Annotated in this window: 21 protein-coding genes and 5 pseudogenes; 18 read left to right on the forward strand and 8 right to left on the reverse strand. The window is 51.6% G+C overall.

What is annotated here, in order from left to right:
• Positions 1 to 4 precede the first annotated feature (4 nt).
• From SYMBAF_RS18055 to SYMBAF_RS02485, 11 genes are all read left to right on the forward strand, one after another.
• Positions 5 to 133 carry a hypothetical protein gene (locus tag SYMBAF_RS18055; protein ID WP_272899521.1) on the forward strand — a complete coding sequence of 43 codons (129 nt, stop codon included), beginning with the start codon at positions 5 to 7 and terminating at the stop codon, positions 131 to 133.
• Positions 133 to 1,452 carry a DNA circularization protein gene (locus SYMBAF_RS02440; protein ID WP_040263414.1) on the forward strand — a complete coding sequence of 440 codons (1,320 nt, stop codon included), beginning with the start codon at positions 133 to 135 and terminating at the stop codon, positions 1,450 to 1,452. Before SYMBAF_RS18055 ends, SYMBAF_RS02440 begins: the two co-directional genes overlap by 1 nt.
• Positions 1,436 to 2,551: a phage baseplate assembly protein gene (locus SYMBAF_RS02445; protein ID WP_040263412.1), complete on the forward strand. Its 1,116-nt coding sequence runs from the start codon at positions 1,436 to 1,438 to the stop codon at positions 2,549 to 2,551. Before SYMBAF_RS02440 ends, SYMBAF_RS02445 begins: the two co-directional genes overlap by 17 nt.
• On the forward strand, positions 2,544 to 3,206 hold the full coding sequence (locus SYMBAF_RS02450) for a phage baseplate assembly protein V (RefSeq protein WP_040263411.1): 663 nt from the start codon (positions 2,544 to 2,546) through the stop codon (positions 3,204 to 3,206). The genes SYMBAF_RS02445 and SYMBAF_RS02450 overlap by 8 nt, the downstream gene beginning before the upstream one ends.
• Positions 3,199 to 3,648 (forward strand): phage GP46 family protein, encoded by a 450-nt coding sequence (locus SYMBAF_RS02455; protein WP_404829930.1) that lies wholly within the window; start codon positions 3,199 to 3,201, stop codon positions 3,646 to 3,648. Before SYMBAF_RS02450 ends, SYMBAF_RS02455 begins: the two co-directional genes overlap by 8 nt.
• 11 nt (positions 3,649 to 3,659) lie before the next feature.
• The gene (locus tag SYMBAF_RS02460) at positions 3,660 to 4,730 is read left to right on the forward strand and encodes a baseplate J/gp47 family protein (protein ID WP_040263408.1); all 1,071 of its coding nucleotides are present in this window, start codon (positions 3,660 to 3,662) and stop codon (positions 4,728 to 4,730) included.
• The gene (locus tag SYMBAF_RS02465) at positions 4,727 to 5,314 is read left to right on the forward strand and encodes a YmfQ family protein (RefSeq protein ID WP_040263407.1); all 588 of its coding nucleotides are present in this window, start codon (positions 4,727 to 4,729) and stop codon (positions 5,312 to 5,314) included. Before SYMBAF_RS02460 ends, SYMBAF_RS02465 begins: the two co-directional genes overlap by 4 nt.
• Complete coding sequence (locus SYMBAF_RS02470) at positions 5,311 to 6,156, forward strand: hypothetical protein (protein ID WP_052447640.1); 846 nt, start codon at positions 5,311 to 5,313, stop codon at positions 6,154 to 6,156. The genes SYMBAF_RS02465 and SYMBAF_RS02470 overlap by 4 nt, the downstream gene beginning before the upstream one ends.
• Positions 6,153 to 6,710, forward strand: coding sequence for a tail fiber assembly protein (locus SYMBAF_RS02475; protein ID WP_052447639.1), 558 nt, complete (start codon positions 6,153 to 6,155; stop codon positions 6,708 to 6,710). Before SYMBAF_RS02470 ends, SYMBAF_RS02475 begins: the two co-directional genes overlap by 4 nt.
• On the forward strand, positions 6,694 to 7,815 hold the full coding sequence (locus SYMBAF_RS02480) for an acyltransferase family protein (protein ID WP_226020039.1): 1,122 nt from the start codon (positions 6,694 to 6,696) through the stop codon (positions 7,813 to 7,815). Before SYMBAF_RS02475 ends, SYMBAF_RS02480 begins: the two co-directional genes overlap by 17 nt.
• A gap of 326 nt (positions 7,816 to 8,141) precedes the next feature.
• Entirely contained in the window at positions 8,142 to 8,900 is a 759-nt protein-coding gene (locus SYMBAF_RS02485) for a DNA adenine methylase (RefSeq protein WP_082026837.1), read from the forward strand.
• 108 nt (positions 8,901 to 9,008) lie between these two features.
• Here SYMBAF_RS02485 and SYMBAF_RS02490 read toward each other — a convergent pair.
• From SYMBAF_RS02490 to SYMBAF_RS18135, 5 genes and pseudogenes are all read right to left on the reverse strand, one after another.
• A pseudogene (locus SYMBAF_RS02490) lies at positions 9,009 to 9,290 on the reverse strand (transposase); the annotation flags it as partial.
• A gap of 104 nt (positions 9,291 to 9,394) precedes the next feature.
• On the reverse strand, positions 9,395 to 9,901 hold the full coding sequence (locus SYMBAF_RS02495) for a hypothetical protein (protein WP_040263402.1): 507 nt from the start codon (positions 9,899 to 9,901) through the stop codon (positions 9,395 to 9,397).
• A 472-nt stretch (positions 9,902 to 10,373) separates the two neighbouring features.
• Positions 10,374 to 12,878: a fimbria/pilus outer membrane usher protein gene (locus tag SYMBAF_RS02500; RefSeq protein ID WP_040263400.1), complete on the reverse strand. Its 2,505-nt coding sequence runs from the start codon at positions 12,876 to 12,878 to the stop codon at positions 10,374 to 10,376.
• A gap of 12 nt (positions 12,879 to 12,890) precedes the next feature.
• A complete protein-coding gene (locus SYMBAF_RS02505) occupies positions 12,891 to 13,442 on the reverse strand; it encodes a fimbria/pilus periplasmic chaperone (protein ID WP_272899522.1) in 552 nt (183 codons plus the stop codon).
• 28 nt (positions 13,443 to 13,470) lie between these two features.
• Positions 13,471 to 13,665 (reverse strand): annotated as a pseudogene (locus SYMBAF_RS18135) (pili assembly chaperone protein SafB); the annotation flags it as partial.
• A gap of 309 nt (positions 13,666 to 13,974) precedes the next feature.
• Between SYMBAF_RS18135 and SYMBAF_RS18665 the strand changes: the two are divergent.
• From SYMBAF_RS18665 to SYMBAF_RS02530, 6 genes and pseudogenes are all read left to right on the forward strand, one after another.
• Complete coding sequence (locus SYMBAF_RS18665; RefSeq protein WP_473967806.1) at positions 13,975 to 14,808, forward strand: hypothetical protein; 834 nt, start codon at positions 13,975 to 13,977, stop codon at positions 14,806 to 14,808.
• Positions 14,742 to 15,692 carry a Mu transposase C-terminal domain-containing protein gene (locus SYMBAF_RS18670; RefSeq protein WP_473967807.1) on the forward strand — a complete coding sequence of 317 codons (951 nt, stop codon included), beginning with the start codon at positions 14,742 to 14,744 and terminating at the stop codon, positions 15,690 to 15,692. Before SYMBAF_RS18665 ends, SYMBAF_RS18670 begins: the two co-directional genes overlap by 67 nt.
• Before the next feature lie 2 nt (positions 15,693 to 15,694).
• Positions 15,695 to 15,826, forward strand: a complete 132-nt coding sequence (locus SYMBAF_RS18675) for a hypothetical protein (RefSeq protein WP_473967808.1) — start codon at positions 15,695 to 15,697, stop codon at positions 15,824 to 15,826.
• Between the two features lie 12 nt (positions 15,827 to 15,838).
• Positions 15,839 to 16,603: pseudogene (locus tag SYMBAF_RS17360) on the forward strand (TniB family NTP-binding protein).
• Positions 16,600 to 17,718, forward strand: a pseudogene (locus SYMBAF_RS02525) (TniQ family protein); the annotation flags it as partial. The pseudogenes SYMBAF_RS17360 and SYMBAF_RS02525, both read left to right, overlap by 4 nt.
• A gap of 692 nt (positions 17,719 to 18,410) precedes the next feature.
• Positions 18,411 to 19,142, forward strand: coding sequence for a 2OG-Fe(II) oxygenase (locus SYMBAF_RS02530; protein ID WP_040263398.1), 732 nt, complete (start codon positions 18,411 to 18,413; stop codon positions 19,140 to 19,142).
• Between the two features lie 39 nt (positions 19,143 to 19,181).
• On the opposite strand, the gene SYMBAF_RS02535 is transcribed toward SYMBAF_RS02530, so the two are convergent.
• From SYMBAF_RS02535 to SYMBAF_RS02545, 3 genes and pseudogenes are all read right to left on the reverse strand, one after another.
• Positions 19,182 to 19,838: an MFS transporter gene (locus SYMBAF_RS02535; protein WP_152609030.1), complete on the reverse strand. Its 657-nt coding sequence runs from the start codon at positions 19,836 to 19,838 to the stop codon at positions 19,182 to 19,184.
• Between the two features lie 66 nt (positions 19,839 to 19,904).
• Positions 19,905 to 20,267 (reverse strand): hypothetical protein, encoded by a 363-nt coding sequence (locus SYMBAF_RS02540; RefSeq protein WP_152609029.1) that lies wholly within the window; start codon positions 20,265 to 20,267, stop codon positions 19,905 to 19,907.
• Positions 20,268 to 20,501: 234 nt separating this feature from the next.
• A pseudogene (locus SYMBAF_RS02545) lies at positions 20,502 to 21,495 on the reverse strand (IS3 family transposase); the annotation flags it as partial.
• Positions 21,496 to 21,918: 423 nt separating this feature from the next.
• On the opposite strand from SYMBAF_RS02545, the gene SYMBAF_RS02550 reads away from it, so the two are divergent.
• Positions 21,919 to 24,162, forward strand: a complete 2,244-nt coding sequence (locus tag SYMBAF_RS02550; RefSeq protein WP_152609028.1) for a YadA family autotransporter adhesin — start codon at positions 21,919 to 21,921, stop codon at positions 24,160 to 24,162.
• Positions 24,163 to 24,189 lie beyond the last annotated feature (27 nt).

Genomic DNA, 24,189 nt, shown 5'->3' on the forward strand with positions numbered 1-24,189 from the left:
AGCTGTGGATAAAGCTGCTGCAGCGGCACCTGCGCCAGCAGCACCGACCGTTAATCTGACGGTCACGCTGGATGGGCGCGAGATTGCTACCGCTGTAGAGCAACGTTTTGACCGCGATGGGAGAAGAAAATAATGGATGATATCGTGCATGACCTGGCAGGTGCGCTGGGCATCGATACGCTGCTTCCGGCCTCGTTCCGGGGCGTTGAGTTCGATTGCCTCTATACCCGTGACACGCTGTCCAGGGATACCGTGGCCTATGAGTATCCTTACCGCGACGGGGCCGAGGTCGAAGACCAGGGCATGAAGGCGATGAATTTTCGTCTTTCTGCGTTGTTCTGGGGCAACCGCTATCAAACCGAACTGAAAGCTTTCCTGAAGACGCTGAAAAAGGCCGGTTCTGGTGAACTGATCCACCCGGTCTATGGCTCCATCCCCAAGGTGCAGTTTTTGGAGGCCGGTGTCGAGCATGAGGTCGAACCGCTCAATGCCGTCACCGTTGAGCTGGTCTTTATCGAGGCGACCACCGAGCAGGCGCTGTTTGCCACAGTCTACCCGGAGACCAGCACCGACAGCCTGCTGGACAGCGTGAAGAAAGGCTTCAGCGATACCATAGGCTGGGTCAAACAGGGACAAGATACGCTGGGCCGGGTCAGTAACATTATTGCGTCGGCGGAGTACGTGGTGCAATCGCTGGCCAATGAGATCCAGAGCACCCTCGGCAGTGCCCTGAACTATCTGGACTACCCGGCAGCCTTTGTCTCAGACCTGAAAACCCTGCTGTCGGCCTTTACCGATCGCCTGGACTTCAACGAGGTGACACGCCTGACTGATTGGCAGGCGGTACGCGCCCTGGGCAAGCAAGTGATCACGTTGCAGGACAACCGTTTCACCGCCTCACACTCTGCCGATAGCGGCGGCGTGTTTGTGTCAACGCGGCACCGCGCCAGCATCATGCCCCAGGAAGACAGAGACCGGGTCAATCAGGTTGTCCGATTGACCGTTATCAGCGAGTGGGTGGAAGTTGCCGCCGATATCATGCAGTACGAAAGCGAGACGCCGACGTTGGCCGCGACGGATATCGAGCGCATCACCCATGATGTCCGGTCACTGATTGTTGAGGCCATCCAGGTACAGCGATCCATGGTGGCCACGTGGCAGCAGCAGGCGCAATTGACCTATGGTGTTACGCAGGATATCAGCAATGATGCGGCACAGATTGCGGAGCTGCAGGCGTTGGCCTACACGCTGCAGACGTTGGCCAGGGGCGTTATCTTGACGTTGCCACCGTTGGTACGCCGTGAAGTTAAACGCGCTTGTAACCTGCATTTACTGGCGTTTGAATGGTATGGTGATCGCCACCGTGCTGTCGAGCTGGCGCGGCTCAATCCGACCTTACGTCATCCCAACAGTTTACAGCCGGGGGACGTGCTCTATGCCTTCGCTAAATGACGGTGCCGAGCGTATTACGCTGCGTATCGGCGGGGTGTCCCATAATGACTGGCTGGACTTCGAAGTCGATTCCGACTTGCAGACCCCTGCCGATGGCTGGTCGTTCTCCGTTGGCAATGTGGAAGCGGTGTTACCAGCAGAAGTCCAGGCGGGTGCCAGGGCAGAGCTGCGCACCGGCGACGATGTGATCATGACCGGCCAGGTGGATGAAATCACCGATAATATCGGCAGAAATCAGCATAGCCTGGGGCTGTTTGGCCGTGACGCGTCGGCAGTCTTGGTAGATTGTTCTGCGCCTATCTTCACCGCCCGTGACATGACCCTGCAGGAAGTGATTGCCCAAATCGTCAAGCCCCTGGGCGTCACGGCGATCCGTATCCAGGCAGAAAAACCGCTACCGTCGAAGAAAGCAAGCGTTGACCCAGGCGACACCGCCTGGGATGCGCTGAAGAAAGCGGCGGAGGCCAGCGGCCTGTGGCCCTGGGTCATTGCGGACGGCACGCTGGTGATCGGCGGGCCGGATTACAGCACACCGGCAGTCGATACGCTGATCATGCGCGAGGATGGCCAGGGCAATAACCTGCTACGGCTGTCCGTGACCCGTAACGTCAGCGCCCGTTATTCCGAGGTCACGGTACTGGCCCAGGGGCACGGCAGTGCGAAAGCTGACGGCAAGCATGACCGACGCTGCACGGTGCGCGACACCTCCGTGCCGTTCTACCGTCCCCTGATTGAGGTGGTGGCCGATACCGACAGCGACGAAGAGGTACAGTTTCGTGCCCGTAAGCTGATGGCTGACGCCCGGTTGCAGGGTTTTTTGATGACCGCCGTCGTCAAAGGACTGCGCACAACCTCCGGGCAACTTTGGGAGCCGGGGCAACGTGTCCAGGTCAAGAGTGAGAAGCACGGTATTGACGACATTTATTTTGTGATGCATCGCCGCTTCAGCGGCGGACGTGGTCAGCAGCTGCTGACTACGCTGACCCTGCGCGAAGACGGCATCTGGTTGCCGGATGCCTTCCCTAAATCCAAGCGCAAACGCAAAGGGAAAGGCAAAAAAGCCCTCTGGAGCAGCTGGGAGCAGATCGACAATGGCTAATTTGACAGATTTGATTGATAAACGTATCCGCCGCGCCCTGGGCGGCCTGCGCCTGGCGTATCGTGGCGTGCTTAAGCGGGTGAATACCGAGGGTGGCGTCCAGATGACGCAAGTCTCTGGTCTTGCCAGCGAGACCCACCCGGAGGTGGAGTTCTTCCAGCATTACGGGCTGACGTCTGTACCGCCCGACGGTGCCATGGCCATCATGCTGCCTGTCGGCGGCGCGACCTCCCACAGCATCGTTATTGCTACCGAGCACAGCCGCTACCGCCTGCAGGGGCTGGAGGGCGGCGAGGTGGCGCTCTATACCGACGAGGGAGCCAGCATCATCCTCAAGCACAACAAGGTGATCGCCGTCGAGTGCGATGATTACCAGGTCAAATGCAAGCGTTACCGCGTAGAGGCCGAAGAGAACGCCGCCTTCGACACGCCGGAACTGACGGCTACACAGCAGGTCATTGCCGAGGGCAAAATCAGCGGCAACGGCGGGATGGCCATCAAGGGCGGAAAAGGCGCGACCGCCAGCTTCGAGGGTAACGTCGAGCACACAGGCGGCACAATCAGCAGCCCCGACGTCGAGATCAACGGGGTCAAGCAAGGCACCCACAAACACACTACGCCGTCCGGGCTTTCCGACGGCCCGATCAGTGGGTAAACTGGTTCTGGCGCGGCAATACCCGCGCCAATCTTACCCACTACGCCTCCGTCACTGCCCACCAGACCCCACATTTTCTATTCTGCGCCCTATGGACGCACTCATTGACAGCCAGACCGGCGACTACACCGGCACACGCACCTATGACCTTCACACTGCGGTTTATCTGCGGTTGAAAACCCCGCTGGCCAGCTACTGGGCCAACCCGTTGTTAGGCTCCCGGTTGCATGAGCTGGAACGCGCCAAGGACTCCGCCACAACCCGCCGCCTGGCGCAGCAGTATGCCGAACAGGCACTGCAACCGTTGCTTGATGACAAGCGTGCCACCGCGTTGGCCGTTGGCGTGAGTCGCCAGCAGGATGGCTGGCTGTTGCTGACGATTGTCGTCACGCAGGCCAATAGCGCCGTCCAGACCTTCACCCATTCGGTAAAAGTGATTTAAACGGGGTTTACATGGCGTACACACTACCGCTACTGGATGATACCGCCGCCACGCTGCTGCGGGATATCAGCAACCAGTTGCCGGATGCCGACGTCGGCAAAGACAGCGATTTTGCCATCCGCGCCAATTCCATTGCCAGCGCGGTGCAGGGACTCTACCAGCACCAGGTGTGGATTGTCCGCCAGATGTTCCCCGACACCGCCGACCATGATTACCTGGTGATGCATGCCCGGACACGTAACCTGCACCCCAAACCCGCCACCTATGCCGGTGGCAAGGTGCAGCTCACAGGCAACACCGGTGTTGCGGTAAAGGCCGGTCTGCAGTTTCGCCCCAAAGGCAGCAGCCTGCTGTGTCAGACCACCGAAGATGCAATCATCAGCAGCGATGGCAAGGTGGCGGTAGCGGCCAGGCCGCTGGAGACCGGCACCGTGGGCAATCTGGCCGACAATACGCCGGGGACGTTGCTTATCGCACCGGAGGGCATCGACAGCGACGTCACCATCCTGCACATGACCGGCGGCACTGACGACGAGAAAGATGCCTCGTTGCTGACCCGATTGCTCGAAGTGATCCGCCGCCCTGCAGCCGGAGGCAACAAGTACGACTATCACCGCTGGGCGGTTGAGGTGCCGGGTGTCACAGAAGCCTACGTGTACCCTCTGCGCCGGGGCTATGGCACCGTGGACGTGGTGATTGTGGCCAACAACAGTATGCCGTCCGAGGAGACCATCAAGTCCACCCAGGCGCATATCGATGACGTGCGCCCGGTTACGGCAAAAAATACCCTGGTGCTGGCCCCGGAAGAGGTGATTACGGATGTGTCCGTCACGGTCAAATTATCGGAACTTTCGCTGGATGAAGCGAGAAAGCAAATTACCGCCGCCATCACCGATTATTTCAATCGCCTGGCACCGGGGGAAATTGCCGTTTTAAAACAAATCGGCGGCAGTATCACCAATATTGTCGGTGTTATCGATTACGACTTTATTAAGCCCACGGGGAATATTGTGCCCGTGGTGGATAAAACCAAAGTGCAATGGATACGCCTGGGCACCGTGACCGTGGATAACATGCCATGAACGGCCAGGATTACGCCGAGCTACTGGGGCTGTTGTTGCCGCCTAAAAGCTATTCCCTGGACGGCAAGCAATTAAGCGCGGAGCTGCTGGCGGAAGGCAATTGCCTGGCGCGCACGGAAATCAAGTCGGACGAGGTATTGAATGGGATTACGCCGTTCTTTGCCGTCAGCCTGCTGTCGGACTGGGAACGGGTGCTGGCTATCAGCGTTGACAGTAGCATGACAATACAGCAGCGCCGCCAGCAGGTGCTGGCCAAGATTAACGCCACCGGCGGCCTGAGCCGGAAATATTTTATCAACCTGGCCAAATCGCTGGGCTACAACATCACTATTGACGAACCGGAACCCTTTAGAGCGGGCATTAACCGCGCAGGTGATCGTCTTTGGGTGCCGGAAATTATCTGGGTCTGGATAGTGAATATCGACGATGCCCAGGTGCCGGTGTATCGCTTCCGGGCAGGCAGTTCGGTCGCAGGTGAAAGGCTTATGACATTCGGCCAAAACTTGATTGAAAACATATTCCAGGATTTAAAACCTGCACATACGCAAGTGGTCTTTAATTACAAGGAGAAACCCACGCCATGAAAGACATTATTTCTCCGGTCAATACTGAGGACGGCCTGTTTCATGATGGTGATCCGTCAACAGGTATAGAAGGCACTGCGGTGTCTGCCAAATGGCTGAACCCAGTACAGGGTGCCATTATCGGCAACCAGCAAGAATTAGCCTCCGTACTTAAAGAAGCGGGAATTAAAATCGACCCGTCCAAGCAAGACCAATTACTGGCGGCAATCAAGAAAATCACAGGCACGGCAACGGAAGGGTATGTCAAACGCAGTGAGTTTGGTATTGGCGGTAACACCCCAATTATCTCCTCATCGGGTACGCTTGACATAATGAAATCATCCCAAACAGGTAAGTATGCGGTAAGCCAAGGTTCTACTGATATGCCATCTACCACCGTTTCCTATGAACTAGATTGGTCATCTATCAATTTTGGTAGGGATGGTGTTCTGATTGCTAGGGCGCTGATTGAAAAAGGTAGCGTATATAACAAAACCTATCGTAACTCTTTGCGAAATGGAATCTGGCAAGGCTGGATAATGCTCTATGATGAAGCGAACAAACCACTGGCTTCAGATTTGGATGTGTATACAAAATCTGAAGCCAACAATGATGCTCAGAGCAGGGCAAATAATGCACAAAAAAATGCGATTGACTGGGCAAATTCTAACTGTGTAAGAGGGGTAAGATTTGGTGCACTTGAAACAACTGTAATACAAACTAACCCTGGCGGATATAGAGACCAGGTCGGTTATGTAATAACACAGGTATCAAATGAAGATAATGATCCCATTCCAGATGTTGCCGGGCGTCGGACATTGCAAATACTCATCGGTAGTTCATGGAGGGTAATTGGATCATGAAAAAGAAGACTTACAAAAATTTCACTATCAATATCAATTTAACAGATACTCAGAAAGAAGAAGCTGAACAGTTTAATGTTCAATTCCTTATATCTGACAATGGAGAAGACTGGTATGAAACAGCAAAAACTTTCGAAGAGAACACAGTTAAGATATCTTATGACTCCAACGGCGTTATCAGAAGCATATCAGAAGATGCCAGCATGTTATTCCCTTTGAACTGCTCCGTGTCAGAGTTTTCGCCATCAGATATCCCTGAGGGAATTAACATCACAGGAGGGTGGCTGATAAAAAATGGAATAATCAGTGAAATCCTACAGAATTCTATGTCTATCGCAAAAACCCAACGAAACAGCTTGCGCGCCAAGGCAGAAGCCGAAATAGCATGGAGACAGGATGCTGTTAATCGTAAGAAAGCAACTTCAGAAGAAGCAGGTGAACTTGTGGAATGGTTGGATTACAGACTGGCATTGATGAGACTTGACTTAAGCCGTTTTCCTGAGTTGAGCTGGCCAGCGGAACCTGCTTTAAAAGGTGATGATAAAACAAAGTGAGATTGCTCACATCCTTCCTACACATGTACCATATGCCTTTGACGACACCAGTATGGATTTTATACTTATGCAACAAAGGCTAAGATACTTAGATGCTATACGTGGGATAGCCGCGCTAACTGTTGTTTTATCTCACTTTATTGAAAGAACGCCACTACACCAAACATGGTTTTTCTCGAACTTCAACCTCGGACAGTTCGGGGTTGTACTTTTCTTTATTCTGAGTGGGATGGTAATACCTTATAGCCTGAAATCTGAATATGGTGGTGTCAGATTTTTTATCGTTTCAAGGTTTTTCAGACTTTATCCAGCCTATTGGTTTTCAGTCTTTATAGCTGTAATCACATCCATGCTTTTTTTTCAGATTCAGCCAGAGATAAAGGTAGTACTTCTTAATACGACAATGCTTCAATCGGTATTTGGTATTCCAGATTTATTCGGTGTTTATTGGACGCTCATTATTGAGTTGCTTTTTTATGGGCTGTGTGTGTTTATTTTTATTTTCGGCCTCCTAAAGAACAAAACATCAAATTTCATAATCGCAGTTTCCTTTTTGATTTTAGCTGTCGCCATGTCATGGCTTCGATGGTATTTAGATAGAAAAATACCAGTGGCTGTTCCTCTGGCTCTGTCATTAATGTTTTTTGGTTCATTGTGGCGGGAGGCAACTGTTAAAAAGGATATATACTCACGAAATCTTTGCATCTGGTGGACGATATGTTTCGCACTATCGTTACCAGCCATCTGCTTTTTAGCATACTCAAAGAGCTACGGATTTGGTGAAAATCCTATAGCCTATCTAATGACGTACGCCTGCTCAGTTGCTTTCTTCATTGTCATGACATCAAAATGGAAGCTAACCTTCCGACCCTTTATTTTTCTTGGTACTATTAGTTACTCAATGTACTTGCTTCACCAGTTTGCACTTGAACTCTTCTCCAGCGAATTCAATATTTCTGGCGATTTTAGCTTCCTGAAACTCTCTCTCTATCTTCTGGTAGTCCTGCCTCTATCTTACTTGTCATATCGTTTCATTGAAAAACCAAGCTTGATATTTTCCATTAAAATCAAGGACAAACTGCATTTCGCCCAGAAAACACTTTGAATACCTGAGCGACAAAATGGGGGCTTATAATTACTTTATGAAAGCCCTCAAATTGATATTGCCCCTACGGCTTCGGATATGCCAGTTTCGAAGTGACTATGCGATATTAGTTTAGCCGATCAATTGTAGGCGATTGATCGTTTAAATAGATCATGAGGAGATAAAATGGCAGCTCGGATTTTAGGTGAAATTGCTCTGGTTGAAACATTTTTACAACTGCTCATGCAGCTTTTTTTAGTCTATTGACAAATTTAAGCAATTTAAGCGATCAAATTATAGAAATTGATCTGTTTTGTCGATCATATTAATAATTAAGGAGATTTATATTGAGTAATCCAATCGTCCCTTGGGTGGGAGGAAAACGCCGTTTGGCTAAGCATCTGTTACCCCTGTTTCCTGAGCATAAGTGCTACGTTGAGCCATTTTGCGGCGGTGCAGCACTTTTTTTCAAAAAGAATGCATCTAAGGTTGAAGTCATTAATGACGTAAACGGTGAACTAATTAATCTGTATCGCGTGGTCAAAAATCACCTGGAGGAGTTTATTCGCCAGTTTAAGTGGGCGCTTAGCAGTCGGCAGATATTTGAGTGGGAAAAAGCAACTCCAGTTGAAATATTGACCGATATACAACGGGCGGCTCGGTTTTATTACCTCCAGAATATGGCCTTTGGGGCAAGGGTCGAGGGACAAACTTTTGGAACCGCAACGACTGCTCCAGTAGGTATTAATCTGTTAAGGCTGGAGGAAAACCTCTCAGCAGCTCATCTGCGGCTTGCTCGTACAACGATAGAACATCTGAGCTGGCTTGAATGCATAGAGAAATATGATCGTCCTCATACCTTGTTTTATCTTGATCCCCCCTATTGGGGCACGCAGGGTTATGGTGTTGAGTTTGGGCTGGAACAACACGATGCCATAGCCAAAATGGCTCGCAAAATCAAAGGTAGCATGATCATATCGGTAAATGACATCCCAGAGATGCGACAAACGTTCTCTGGCTTGAACATTGAAGCAGTCGAACTTAAATATTCAATAGGCAGCAACCGTCATCAGGGAAAAGAGTTAATCATCAGTAACTTTACCTGACGGCTATTTGCAAACAATTCCGGACTGTCCAAATCACACGTTTTTTATGGGGTTCAGCAGTTCAGAATTACCTGCAAAACAGTCCGGAATTTTTCGCCGCGCTACATTCTTAATCAACTGCGGTTCGAAGGTATTTTCACGGTCACGCGGCGTGTTCAGTTCGATTTCGCCATCGTCGCAGAGCAGCGTTTTTGACGAGTAGCCATTGCGGGTGTTGGTGCCGGTTTTAGGTGCATTTTTCTCATGCCCGAGATGGTCAGTCAGTTCCGCATTGAGCGCTGTTTCGACGGTTAATTTCGTCAGCATCCGGGAAAACTGATTGAGGTCGGCTTCGGTTTTAAGGCTTTTAGCCAGTTCCGCCGCAAGGGCTCTGAGTTTCTTGTCGTCCATAATTTGCCTGTCTCCGTTGTTGGAGTGAACATATCAAAAACAGGCAATTACACAATTTAAATTACAGGTTCCCTCGTCATGAACTTTGCAACAGTGCCCCAAAATCACTCATTATAAACATACGCTTCCGACTGAATGGTGTAAACATCAGCATTAACGTATTGCCCTTCGTATGTATTTATCCTGTAATTAGTTGATTTAATCGCGTTTCGTGTTTTTGTGAACCCATTGCCATTTATACGTTCCCAATCGGATCCTACATCTAAATTCAACGCAACTTTTAACTTATTAGAAGTATTATTATTGCCAGTAAGCTCATACAAACTCTCCGCCCCTTGAGGAACACCGTTTGCAAGTCTTATGACATAACGATGAGCATTGCCATCCACACTTCCGATTGAACCTGTAGCAATAATAGTGTTATGTGCTACGTTACCGGCAACCAGGTTGCTCACCGCACTCAATTTATTGGTCACCTGAGTTGAACCATTGAAAACAGCATCATCGGATGCTGTGGATGCATCGCCACCCAAGGATCCAGCATGCGCTATACCTGCAAACCCTGCGCCAATAAAAATAGTAGTTAAAGCTAATTTACGTAAAATCATCATGATAACCCCCCTCTTTATTTAAAAGATAACAAAATTTAAAAGATAACAAAAAATCCCAATGCCAAAGAAATGCGTTTATTTAATCACAAAAGAAATTGTGTCAACTTGCCATTATACTATCCACCTTTAAGGGTAATCCATTAATTTAATATTAGCCAGATATTTAATTTGCGGATATTCTCCCATGAATAAAATTATGCATTAATTTCAATCGTATAACTGTCGGGTTTTTTCGCTGATCACCATTTGCTAACTCATCAAATCTCAGCTGATTATCACTTTCCCCTGATTCACACTATACCTGCAACCCGTTATGGCTATCATGACTGACGATGGTACCTATGTGGCCCAAGCAGGTTGTATCAACAGCCCACCAGGCAGGAGTGGGGCTGACTTCATTCCAGTAATACACCGATTCATTAATAATTCTCCAAGTTGCTTACCTTTTTATATTCAGGTGGTATGACCGAGTTCAGCGGCACACCGCCTCCGTCATATAAAGTCCGGCCTCTGCCTTCACTCCCGGAAGGAGGTAGTCCGCACGGCACTGCTGCCCCTCTCCCCACTGGACCATCAGTTGCCCAGTATCCGGCAGCCCGGTCAGGTAAACCTGCCCGCCGTCACCCACGACACCGCTGGTTCCGCCGTCCTTACTACTCAGCGTGGCCAGCGCACCAAAGGAAAGCACCTGACCGTCCGGGCGTTTCAGTGAAATCAGTGCGCGCCCGCCTACATGCGTGGCAAATGCCGCCCGCGTGACGGCCCCTTTCGTCGGGATAACCTTCACGTCCGTCTGGGTGATTTCCGCATCCGCAGGCAGCCTCGTCGGGTCCAAGCTGACCGTATTTTGCTGATACGGGATGAGATAGGATAGGGTGGTATACCCCCGGTAATCCGTTTTCACCCCGGGCCAACCGTTCACCGGCACGCCGGAGGCACCGGGGGCGGCAACCAGTGCCACGCCGTTGTTCATATCCAGCGGTTGCGCCAGTGTCATGCCCTCGCTGCTGATAATTATCCCGCCCGCAGCATCCATACCCGTCTGGCTAGAGGTATCGCTGTAGCTGTAGCTGCCGCTCAGCTGACCGCAGTTGCCACTCCAACCTAGACGCGCCATACCGGTACTGTGGTTACTGCTGTTCTTAACGGAACGCCAGCTCTGGCTGACGTTCCAGTTAAGCTGCCGATCAAACGCCTGTCCGCTCAGCCCCACCTGCTGAGTACTGCCACCTGAAGACGGTGACGTCATCTGATAGTTTGCCCGCGTATTGCCACCTAGCCACCAGTCCAGCGGCACGCTGGCGCTGATGCTGAAAAGACTATTGTTTCTCTGCTGTTCACCGTGGCGACTGTGACTCTGTGTCCAGTTCAGCGACAGGGAGACGTTTTTAATTGTGGTGCCGTAGCTGCCTCCCCATGAATCCTTGTGGCCACTGTGGTTCCGGTAAGTTTCCCGGCTGCCGTTCAGGCCGATATATCCCGCGTCGCCCAGCGACTGGCTGAGGGTAACAGTACTGAGGCTTTTGCTGCGCTCACGCTGGTTGTCATTCCGTCCGCTGTGATAAACATCCAGCACATCAGACAGCGTGTTATACCCGGCAGAGGAATATTGGTAGCTCTCCAGCGTAAACGCACTGTTCGTGGTCTCAACGGAATTGCTGTAGCGCAGCCGCCATGAGGCACCTGTCTCATTTTTACTATCGTTTCTTTTTTGGTCAGATTGTGTGCCGTCAAGCGACAGGGCGCCCCAACGTCCCAGCGATGCCCCCAGGCCTGTCGTCACGGCGCGGTAGTTTTCGGTGGCCTGGAGTCCGCCATACGCCGTCAGGCTCCGGGGCAGACCATACATCACCGTCACCTGCCCCACCGCAGGTGCCTCCCCCTCACTGTGGGATGACCGATACTGCCCTACCATCACGCTATAGCTGAGATAGCCAGTCTTTAAGGCAATGGCGGGCGTCTGCCAGGGAACGGTAAACACCTGTGGTTTGCCGTCGGTTTCCCAGACTGTGACCTCAAGTTCCCCACCCGAATTGCTCGCAGAAAGGTCAGTCAGCGCAAAAGCACCCGGGGCAACCACAGCATTATAAAGAGTGTAACCGTTCTGCTTTACCTCAACCCGGGCATGCGTCCGGGCAATACCGCGCACCACGGGCGCAAAAGCCCGCATACTCGCTGCCACCATGGTGTCATCAGAATGCAGCATCACGCCACGGAAGGGGAAGCTGTCAAAAACGTTTGAGGGAGTAAATTGCTCCCCAAGCGTCAGTCGGCTTTTCAGCCGATTGAGCCCCCGCTCAGCATAGGTGTAAGACTTCTGCCACCGGACAGGTTGCCCCTGACTCTTGTGCCAAGCCGTGTTATTCCTCAGCCGCCATGGGCCGATGTTTGCACCCGGTTCAAGCTGTACATACTGACTGCTATTACGACTGCGGTAGTTCCCCTTGTACTCAGTCTGTGTATTGCTGAACCGATAATTCATCAGAAACGCTGGCAACCCATCATCCCAGAGCGACTCCGGGGCTATCCCCCATACTATCGGGCGCATGGCCACTTGCGGAATGCTCAGCAGCAGTTGCTGACTACTGAACTGAAACTCTACCTGCGCTTGCGGAATGGCCGATAAGTCGGCACAGTTTTCGTCCGGGGTACCCGTTAGGCCGGGATGGTCTTCCACCTTCACGCCATAGCGGGACAGTTGTTCCACACTCAGGCAGGCTTCCAGCCCGCTCTTTCCCTGTTCTGTTTCACGCGAACGAAAAACAATATTCTCCGAGCCAACATGCTCGCGGTTAACCAACACATCAACGGTATAGGTGCCTGGCAACTGCCTGCCCTGATTAAACAACGCGATATCGGCATTGCTGACATTTTCTCCCAACTGGCTGGCATCAAAAACGTAGTTTTTTGCTACCGCACAGACCGGTAGCAAGGCTGACCATACAGTCAGAGCTATGAAAGAAATCCAGAAGCGCATCGTGATTCACTATCAGACGGAAGCGGACGACTGGAACACCCGGCTTTCACCACCGACATCAGTAATGATTTTCCATTCAACTTTTCCTGATGCCCCTTCCGGCAGGGTAAAGCTGCGTTCAGCAAAGGGAGCAACATAATCCAGGTCGTTTACAGGTTTTCCCCCAACGGTAACGGACAACAGATTCATGTAAAACGGCGAGCTGTTGTGCACAGAAATTTTATTTCCCCGCCGCTTCCAGGTTAGGTCAGCCGCCACATCAGTCGGCATGCCTTTCACACCACTGGGGCGAACGAGCAGCTTGATGCAGCTATGCACGCTAACACCCAGATTGACAGTAACTGGGGTGGAGGGGCTGGAATTATTGTTTTTTTCATCTTTTGCCCAGACGTCGACGTCTTTGGGGGGTATTCCGGCAACGCAGAGCCACTGCAGGCTCTCGCGGTCTAAAACATCCGCGCCGCCAGTATGGATGATGCGCATACGGCTCTGCTGTCCGGCCTCCAGCCGGAACAGAGGAGGAGTGACAATAAAAGGGGGGGGGCGATTTTTTATCTTCGGCATAGACTTTGCCCTGAACCAGAATGGGATAGTCCTGCTCATTAATGACGGACAGCATTGCACCACTGGAGTTGGCGTGATAAATAACTCGCGAGGTACCCAACTTTAGCGTAAATTCTTTTGTGTTTGGCGTAAGAGAATAAGCCATGGAATATAACGGTATAGCTATAATGTTCATGCTTAGTAGAATTGTAGTAGTAACCATTTTTTTTGAAAATAAATACATCACTTAACCTTTATTAATTAAAATGTTAATGAAATTAAGGCTGGCGTATGGAACTTCCCCTCCCCGATAAACTATCTCTCCGTATAATATTAGACGACAATTACCCGTTCGCTCTGCGCCAATTCCTGGGGTTTAGGGAGGAATGGAACCGTAAACGCCGTTAAGCGGTCATTTTAAATAGCCAAAAACCAACCGGCCAATTTATGTCATTTTCAGAAGACGACTGCACCAATCAATGGGGCTTGAAGCCTGTTGTGCATACGGCTCCTGACAGACCGATATCAGGACTCCTCTACACGAAACTCGTCTATGCTCAATACTTGTGTGCACCAAAGCGAGGTGAGCATGGTGACCGATACCGCATCGATTACCGAATACGGCGTGGCCACCTTGCCAGAACAGGCGTGGGAGCGTGCGCGCCGCCGCGCGGAGATCATTGGGCCGCTGGCACAGTCGGAGACGGTCGGGCATGAAGCGGCCAACGCGGCAGCCCAGGCACTGGGTCTGTCCCGGCGACAGGTGTATGTCCTGATCCGCCGTGCCCGGCAAGGTTCGGGGCTGGTCACTGACATGGCTCTTGGGCAGTCGAGCGGCGGCAAAGGCAAGGGTCGCTTGCCGGAGTTGGTCGAACGAATCATCCGCGAGCTACTGCAAAAGCGCTTCCTGACCAAACAGAAGCGCAGCTTGGCGTCCTTTCACCGTGAAGTTGCGCGGGCGTGCAAGCTGCATAAGCTGCGGGTGCCGGCGCGCAACACCGTGGCGTTGCGGATCGCCAGCCTTGATCCACTCAAGGCCACTCGTCTTCGGGAAGGCCAGGATGCGTCCCGCACCCTGCAAGGTGCCGGCGGCATTCCGCCGCCAGTCTCCGCGCCACTAGAGCAGGTACAGATTGACCCTACAGTCATCGACCTGATCGTGGTGGACGAGCGCGACCGGCAACCGATTGGCCGTCCGTACCTGACCCTCGCCATCGACGTATTTACCCGCTGCGTGGTTGGCATGGTGGTCACGTTGGAAGCGCCATCCGCCGTCTCGGTCGGCCTGTGCCTTGCGCGTGTCGGCGGCGACAAGCGCCCTTGGCTGGAAGGGTTGGACGTAGAGATGGACTGGCCGATGAGTGGCAAGCCAGGCTGCTTTACCTAGATAACGCAGCCGAGTTCAAGAGCGAGGCGCTGCGCCGTGGTTGCGAACAGCATGGCATCCGCCTGGACTATCGCCCGCTTGGGCAGCCGCACTACGGCGGCATCGTGGAACGGATCATCGGTACGGCGATGCAGATGATCCACAACGAACTGCCAGGGACGACCTTTTCCAACTCTGAGCAGCGCGGGGAATACGTCTCCGAGAAGATGGCTGCCCTGACGCTGCGTGAGCTGGAGCGCTGGCTCGCATTGGCGGTCGGCACCTATCACGGCTCCGTGCACAACGGCTTGCTCCAACCGCCTGCCGCGCGCTGGGCCGAAGCTGTCGCACTGGCCGGCGTGCCCGCCGTCATCACCCGTGCCACGGCTTTTGTGGTCGATTTTCTGCCCATCATCCGCCGCACGCTGACCCGCACGGGCTTCGTCATCGACCACATCCACTACTACGCCGATGCGCTCAAGCCGTGGATTGCTCGGCGTGACCGCTTGCCCGCGTTCCTGATCCGGCGCGACCCGCGCGACATCAGCCGCATCTGGGTGCTGGAACCAGAGGGTCAGCACTATCTGGAAATTCCCTACCGCACCTTGTCGCACCCGGCTGTCACCCTCTGGGAACAACGGCAGGCGCTGGCGAAATTGCGGCAGCAAGGACGCGAGCAGGTGGATGAGTCGGCGCTGTTCCGTATGATCGGCCAGATGCGCGAAATCGTGACCACTGCGCAGAAGGCTACGTGCAAGGCTCGGCGCGATACGGATCGACGCCAGCACCTCAAGGCAACGGCACCGCCCGTCAAAACGACGCTACCGCCGGATACGGACATGGCTGACCCGCAGGCGGACAACCAGCCATCAGCCAAACCGTTCGATCAGATCGAGGAGTGGTAGCCGTGGACGAATATCCCATCATCGACCTGTCTTACCTGCTGCCGACGGCCCAGGGCTTGGCCCGTCACCCGGCGGACGAACGCATCCAGCACCTGCGTGCCGACCGCTGGATCGGCTATCCGCGCGCAGTCTAGGCGCTGAATCGGCTGGGAACCCTGTATGCGTGGCCGAACAAACAACGCATGCCCAATCTGCTGTTGGTTGGGCCAACCAACAACGGCAAGTCGATGATTGTCGAGAAGTTCCGCCGCACCCACCCGGTCAACTCCGATGCCGACCAGGAGCACATTCCGGTGCTGGTCGTGCAGATGCCTTCCGAACCGTCCGTGATCCGCTTCTACGTCGCGCTGCTCGCGGCGATGGGTGCCCCATTGTGACCGCGCCCACGGCTGCCGGAAATGGAGCAACTGGCCCTGGCACTGTTGCGCAAGGTCGGCGTGCGCATGCTGGTGATCGACGAGTTGCACAACGTGCTGGCCGGCAACAGCGTCAACCGCCGGGAATTCCTCAATCTGCTGCGCTTTCTCGGTAACGAACTGCGCATCCCGCTGGTTGGGGTTGGCACGCGCGACGCCTACCTAGCCATCCGCTCAGATGACCAGTTGGAAAACCGCTTTGAGCCGATGATGCTGCCGGTGTGGGAGGCCAACGATGATTGCTGCTCACTGCTGGCCAGCTTCGCGGCTTCGCTCCCGCTGCGGCGACCCTCGTCGATTGCCACGCTGGACATGGCCCGCTACCTGCTCACGCGCAGCGAGGGCACCATCGGCGAGTTGGCGCACCTGTTGATGGCAGCGGCTGTCGCCGCCGTGGAGAGTGGTGAAGAAGCGATCAACCACCGCACGCTTAGCATGGCCGATTACACCGGCCCTGGCGAGCGGCGTCGGCAATTCGAGCGGGAACTGATGTGAAGCCAGCCCCGCGCTGGCCGCTGCAGCCCGCTCCCAGGGAAGGCGAAGCCTTGTCCTCATGGTTCAACCGCGTGGCTCTTTGCTATTACATGGAGGTGCCCGAGCTGCTGGAGCACGATCTTGGTCACGGCCTGGTCGATGACCTGGACGCCGCGCCACCACTGGCGCTGCTGTCGATGCTCTCCCAGCGGAGCGGCATCAAGCTGGACCGGCTGCGTTGCATGAGTTTCGCTGGCTGGGTGTCTTGGCTACTGGACAGCCTTGATGATCAGATTCCAGACGCATTGGAAACCTATGTGTTCCAGCTCTCGGTGCTGCTGCCGAAACTCCGCCGTAGGACGCGATCCATCATGAGCTGGCGTGCCTGGCTGCCCAGCCAGCCGATACATCGCGCCTGTCCGCTCTGTCTGAACGACCCGGCAAACCAAGCCGTACTGCTTGCATGGAAGCTGCCCCTGATGCTGAGCTGCCCGCTGCATGGGTGCTGGTTGGAAACCTATTGGGGCGTGCCAGGGCGGTTTCTCGGCTGGGAGAACGCTGACACTGCACCGCGCACCGCCAGCGACGCGATTGCGGTGATGGACCAACGTACCTGGCAGGCACTGACGAGCGGCCATGTGGAGTTGCCGCGCCGACGCATCCACGCTGGATTGTGGTTTCGGCTACTACGCACGCTGCTCGATGAGCTGAACACCCCGCTTTCGGCATGCGGCACCTATGCGGGATATCTTCGCCAAGTCTGGGAAGGCTGCGGGCATCCGCTACGTGCTGGGCAAAGTCTGTGGCGACCGTATGAAACCCTGAACCCGACAGTACGGTTGCAGATGCTGGAGGCGGCGGCAACGGCAATCAGTTCGATTGAGGTAAGGGATATAAGCCCGCCAGGCGAGCAGGCAAAGCTATTCTGGCCCGAGCCCCAAACTGGGTTCACCAGTGGCCTGCCGGCAAAAGCGCCGAAGCCCGAACCTGTCAATCACTGGCAACGTGCAGTCCAGGCCATCGATGAGGCCATCATTGAAGCGCGGCACAACCCCGAGACGGCACGCTCGTTGTTCGCGTTGGCTTCCTATGGTCGGCACGACCCAGCTTCCCTGGAACAGTTGCGCGCCACCTTTATGGCACTGCTGATGGGGATTTCTGATGTTGGCAGCATTCCAGTATGTGATAATCGATTGGCATTCCTCAATGACGGCGTGAAAAGGTTTTCTTCGTTATATGAGAGTGAAATGTCATTCATCGCTAATTTTATCTCAACATTGGTATGGTTGGTTCCTAAAAATGCAAACGCCAATAATGGGAGTGCATCATTTTACGAACTTCCACATGTTACCTTTATTTTCGATGCCACACTATTCTTTGTTCCACCGTTCCATAAGCTTCTAAGAGAATTCGGGTTTCTTGGATTCGTCGAAAATCTTTATCACGAAGCACTCCATCATCAAGTACACACGTTCAACGCATTTCATGGTAATCAATACTGTCAGGGAACTCTGGGGGAGTCGTTGATAGATTTTCCTCAACGGCAAGATCGAACTTTCAGTTATACCCAGGCTTTCAATGTTTGTTACGTATACGGGGAAATTGTTAGATATCGTCGTAAAGTAGCGCAATACCTTTCCGAGGAATATCGGGTTGAAGAATTAACATGGATAAATGAGGCATTGGACTCTGCAATAATGATGCGATTTAATTTGGCCACACGTTTATATCCCGTGAGGGACGCCTTTTTACCTCCCTGGAAATCACTCATCGAAGAATGGACGTTGGAAAATGATGCGGGAAAATATTTCAACCAGGAGAAACAATTATGAGTGATATAGCTGAATGGGATGGCTATCTGATTCTTGACGATTTTTTAAGTAGCGATGAGATTTTCGCCATTCAGTTATATATGCAATTTGAGAATTACTATCTCGTCCATTCTCTGGGGTGGTCAAAATCTTGGAGAATGACCGACGGAGAACCGTTGGTGAGTGTCAGCTATTTTTACTCATTGCTGACAGAAAAAACCACCGTGGATGATAATGTCATTACTTCCGGCATTGATATTTTAAGTAAAAAGATCGGTTTAATAACATCACATCTGCGTAATTTTTTGGGGGAGGATTGGAATGCATTTTCACTCACAACGTTCCTGTATCCAGCTGGTAGCGGGCTAGGCTGGCATGAAGACGATGCCCAATATAAAGGAGCATACATATTTTATGCGCATCCAGAATGGAAACCCAATTGGGGTGGGGAGATTTGTGTCATCGACACCCCCGTTAATTCCAGCGCAGGGTTGTCCGAACAAACCTACAATGCGTCTGAAGAGGTTTTACGCATGTCAGGGATAACCGGAGGTGCTGTTGGACCGGAGTTTGGATGGAGCATCCGTGAACGCAGTATCAATGATTGTGGGGTCGGAACATTTATTTACCCCAAACCCAATCGACTTGTGATAATAAAACCAAATTACTCACACTGTATCAAGAAAGTTGATGTCAGTGCCGGGGACAATATGCGTTGTTCCGTTGCTGGTTTCTTTCATAAAAGCTGAAGTTATGGCCAGTAATCAATACCGACCATTTTAATGTCATTAAGACTGACGCTTTACATGTAAAATGAGTAGAGAAGAAAGCAACAACCCAGTCATGGAACAAATGACAAGAGCCAGCGGACTGCCTACTCTGTCAGCCAGCATACCTGCCGAAATACTGACTACTGCACCGATAATGATTTGTTTTCTGTAGCTGCTGGCAGAGGCTGCTGCTACCTGTTCGTTGTTAAAGTTCGTCAGCAAACTGTACCAGCCAAGACTGTATATAATATTAGAAAATACATGAGCAGAAAAAACCAGTACTAATGAAATACTCATGAACGGTGTCAATGGAATGAAAAAATAACACAAAATAAACGCCGCCATGCACGCAATAATAAACTTTGATGACTGATTTTTGTAACGTTCTTCCTTGACCAAAAATGGCCCGAGAAGTTGTCCCAGACTGCGGGCGAACAATAAAAACAACAGTGTTTCTTTTTGGTCATTATTGCTATGAACCAATGTGGGCAGGAGCGACATAGCCGGCGCTCCTGTCATTGCCAGTGCCGGCAATAAATAGAGGCTAGCACGTTGTTTTGATGACAACCTTTTAGGCAACCCTTGTGCGTAAACATTCTGTTCTGCATAATTCGCCAGCTTTGGCAGTGAAAATATAAATGTAATGGCTATGATGTAGCTGAGCAGATTTGCCAACAAATAGGTATTGCTCTGGACGGTACCATAAAGGAATACGCCAACACCTATGCCAAATAAAACCTGTCAAGCAAACACCAGCGTGTCGATAACCGCACCGGCACCAATATCTTCTGGAGCAAGTTTAGCTTTGGTATAATGATTAATGGCAGGAATGGTGATCCCCGCAGATACCGACGAGGCAACGCCAGCAAGCTGCAGTATGGTCACGGAACCATGAACCAATCCGTACCAGGGAACCATCAAACCCAGTGCGCCAATGCATTCAGCGATCATGAAGCAATATTTTGCTTCAATACGTGCAAGCAGATATTTTCCTGCAATACTCCCCAAAAACCCCGGTGATGTTGACAAAATAAACGCCAAGGCAAAGGAGGACGGTGCCGCGTTCAATCTGGCCAGCTCACCAAAAACCATGATGAACGTCAATCCAGAACCTACGGAACTGCAAATTAGCGCTAACGCGAGTATTCTTAACCAAAGATACTTACGCATTGAGCGTAACAATATAAAAAACATAGTCACCTCAAGACCATTAAACGATTAATTGAATTGATTCCCCTCCATGTGATGTCAATTACATCGTCTCGTTCCTTATCTGGATCTGGTTGTTGAGGTGGTTATACTCCACCGAGTATAGATAATCTTTTCCTATTTTCCAGTCTTCAGGCTTCTGAAGAAGCGCTCCATCGGACTATTATCCCAGCAGTTTCCACGACGACTCATACTCTGCCTGATCCGGTACCGCCACAGTGAAGTGACTGCCGGAACTGCCTGCTTGTGTAATGGCTGCCCTGATCGCTGTGGAACATCACCCCGGCTGGTTTGCCACGAACTTCCCACGCCATTTCCAGCGCTTTGATGGTCAGTCTGCTGTCCGGTGAGAACGACATTGCCCAACCCACCGGTTTCCTCGCGAACAGGTCGAGAACAACGGCGAGGTATGCCCAGCGCTTACCTGTCCAGATATACGTCACGTCGCCGCACCACACCTGATTAGGCTCTGTCACTGCGAACTGACGCTCAAGGTGATTCGGGATAGCGATGTGTTCAGGGCCACCGCGTTTATACCGATGAGTGGACTGCTGACAACTGACCAGCCCCAGCTCTTTCATGAGTCTGCCGGCAAGCCAGCGCCCCATCAGGAAGCCTCTGAGCGTTGCCATTGCGGCGATACTCCTTGCCCCGGCTGAGCCATGACTAATGTTGTATAGTTCCTGAACCTGACTGCGTAACTCTGTATGCTTTCTGTCCGGCTTATCAGGACGGCATTTCCAGTATTTATAGCTGCTGCGGTGAACCCCAAATACGTGGCAGAGTGTAGCCACGGGATAACGCGCCCTGAGTTTTCCGATTAACGAGAACTGTTCAGGGAGTCTGACATCAAGAGCGCGGTAGCCTTTTTTAATATTTTATTTTCCATTTCAATACGTTGTAGTTTTTTCTTAAACTCACGTATTTCAATTTGCTCCGGGGTAATGGGAGAAGCTTTCGGTGTTTTTCCCTGTCGTTCGTCCCGTAATTGTCTGACCCATCGGGTCATTGTTGAAAGGCCAATATCCATGGCTTTTGCTGCTTCAGCAACGGTGTAGCTCTGATCGACAACCAACTGAGCCGTTTCACGTTTGAGTTCTGCACTAAAATTTCTTTTTTTCATTGGTACTAACACATTGGAGCACCCGTGTTGTTCTGAGGTGAGCATATCACCTCTGTTCAGGTGGCCAAATTCAGTGTGCCACTACACACCGCTCCGTTGCATTGGGCTTCAAACCCTAAGTGCATTTAACTGATCTTCAACATGTATCCCATCAAAAGTTTTATTTCTCCTGCTCATGAAATTATGACGAATTTATTACTTTGCAGCGATTTTTCGTACCGTTTTTAACGATTGGGCACAAAATCGAAAGTAATGGTATAATAATATGACGATAATATTCAGCATTAAATAGTTAGCATCGTGAAAGAACAGATTATTCACATTATATTAGCTTGTGTGAGGGGTTATCGATTCGCTAGATATTAAAAACACATATTTTAGTGTGTTTTGCGTGAGTTTTTTATTTAAATTGCGAGGTTAAAAGTGGGCAATAAATATAAAATTAGAAAAAACTTGTTATTAGTGGGTTATAAAAATTATTTCTTATTTAAAAAAGAAATAATTATAAAGTCAATTTTTTCGTCAATTATCTCTTTTCTATCTGTACCTGCTTTAGCCGGAACTTGTATTCAAATTGACAAAATTGATTCTGATAATGTAATGGGAAGTGGGGCAACCACTTCCGTCAGATGTGATCCAAATAGCATTGCAATTGGCGGCGGTAATGGCGCGACTGCCGAAAAAAATGGTATTGCCATTGGTAATCATGCCAATACCACAGGGGGGTACAATTCCATAGCTTTAGGCACTGACACTTCGGCACTAGGAGATAATAGTATCGCTATGGGCCATAACTCAAAGATTACCCATGATGCTCAACAAGGCATGACCTTTGGTCTAAATTCTTCTGTATCAGGGGAGTTTGGTATAGCAATTGGCCAACGTGCCAAGGCAACTAACCAAAGCTATGCCAGTGTTGCTATAGGAGAAAGTGCTGTGGTAGATGGCTCATTCTCTGCAGCATTGGGTCCATCTGCTAAAGCAGACGGACCCAATACTATAGCATTAGGCTATTATAGCCACGCCAAAGGAGTCAAAAGTCTCGCCTTGGGCTCCTATGCGTCAGCAACCGGAAACTACGGCGTGGCTATCGGCAATACAGCCAAGGCTACCGGTAATAAAAGCATCAGCATAGGTTTTGGTAATACTGTATCAGGTAATGGTTCCGGCGCTATCGGTGACCCTTCAACCGTCTCCGGTTCTAATTCTTACTCACTCGGCAATAATAATACCATTGAGGCCAATAATGCTTTTGCGATTGGCAATGATATTACTATACCCTCCGATCTTAATGGTGCTGTTGTCTTGGGAAATGCCTCAACCGTAGAGGCCGCTAATCCAACCTCCTCCACTACGCTTAATGGTAACAATTATAGTTTTGCAGGTGGTGCACCCGTTGCCGGTGATGTAGTGAGTGTGGGTAAGGCCGGTGCCGAGCGACAGCTTACCCATATGGCTGCGGGCCGATTGTCTGACACCAGCACTGATGGAGTCAATGGCAGTCAGTTGTTTGCCACTAACACCGAGGTGAATAAATTGGGCACCAGAATGACCAATGTTGAAGCTGCGGTCAATGATATGAATGCAGGTAACGGGGTTAAATATTACCGCGCTAATTCCAGCAAGGCGGATGCTTCAGCGAGTGGTACTGATTCTTTAGCGATGGGCGCAGAAGCGACGGCGTCCGGCAATAACGCTGTCGCGATGGGTACCGGGGCCGAGGCGCAAGCCAAAAACAGCGTTGTCCTCGGTTCGGGGGCTTCAGACAATGGCCGAGGGGCGGAGACTTATACGGGTCAATACTCAGGGGCCAGTAACCAAAGCGTAGGTACGGTTTCTGTCGGCAATGCGGCGACAGGTGAAACGCGTACCATCAGTAATGTGGCCGATGGTCGACTGGCTAACGATGCGGTTAACGTTCGGCAACTTGACGGTGCCGTAGCAGAGTCAAAAAGATATACCGACGACGCCATTGCTCACGCCTCCGCCATTGAGGGTGGCAGTTATGGTAGGCGTATGGATAAAGCTGAGGCTAACATTACTGCTTTGCGGCAAGGTACGTCAGGTATTATCCAGGTGAAAGATACCAATGGGCAGGCCTCACCAACGCCGACCGGTAATAACAGCTTGGCTGCCGGAGCGGGTGCCAGCGCATCAGGGAATAATTCAACTGCCTTGGGTAACGGCGCAATGGCTAAAAGCAGCAACTCTGTGGCGCTGGGGGCATCCTCCATAGCCGAGCGGGATAATTCTGTCTCTGTGGGGAGTAAAGGCCATGAACGTCAGATAACCCATGTTGCAGCTGCAACACAAGGAACAGATGCCGTTAACTACGATCAACTGAAAAACAGTCTCGCTAATGTCGGCGCGAGCTCTAACGCCTATACCGATAGACACGTAAACCAATTGAGGGACGAGATGGCACGCCAGAATAAAAGATTAAGCAGTGGTATCGCCAGTGTCGTTGCCATGGCTAACCTGCCGCAGCCTGTCGATCCTGACGCAAGCATGATATCGATGGGTATCGGTACTTACCACAGTGAGTCTGGGTTAGCTCTGGGTATTTCACACCGTTCTGAAAACGAACGCTGGGTGACGAAAGCCAGCATAAGTACTAACACCCAGGGTGAGTGGAGCTTAGGTATAGGTACCGGTTATCAATTCTGATTTATGTTGCTATGGGGTATAGCAATA

The sequence above is a fragment of the Serratia symbiotica genome (assembly GCF_000821185.2).
GTDB classification, from domain to species: Bacteria; Pseudomonadota; Gammaproteobacteria; order Enterobacterales; family Enterobacteriaceae; genus Serratia; species Serratia symbiotica.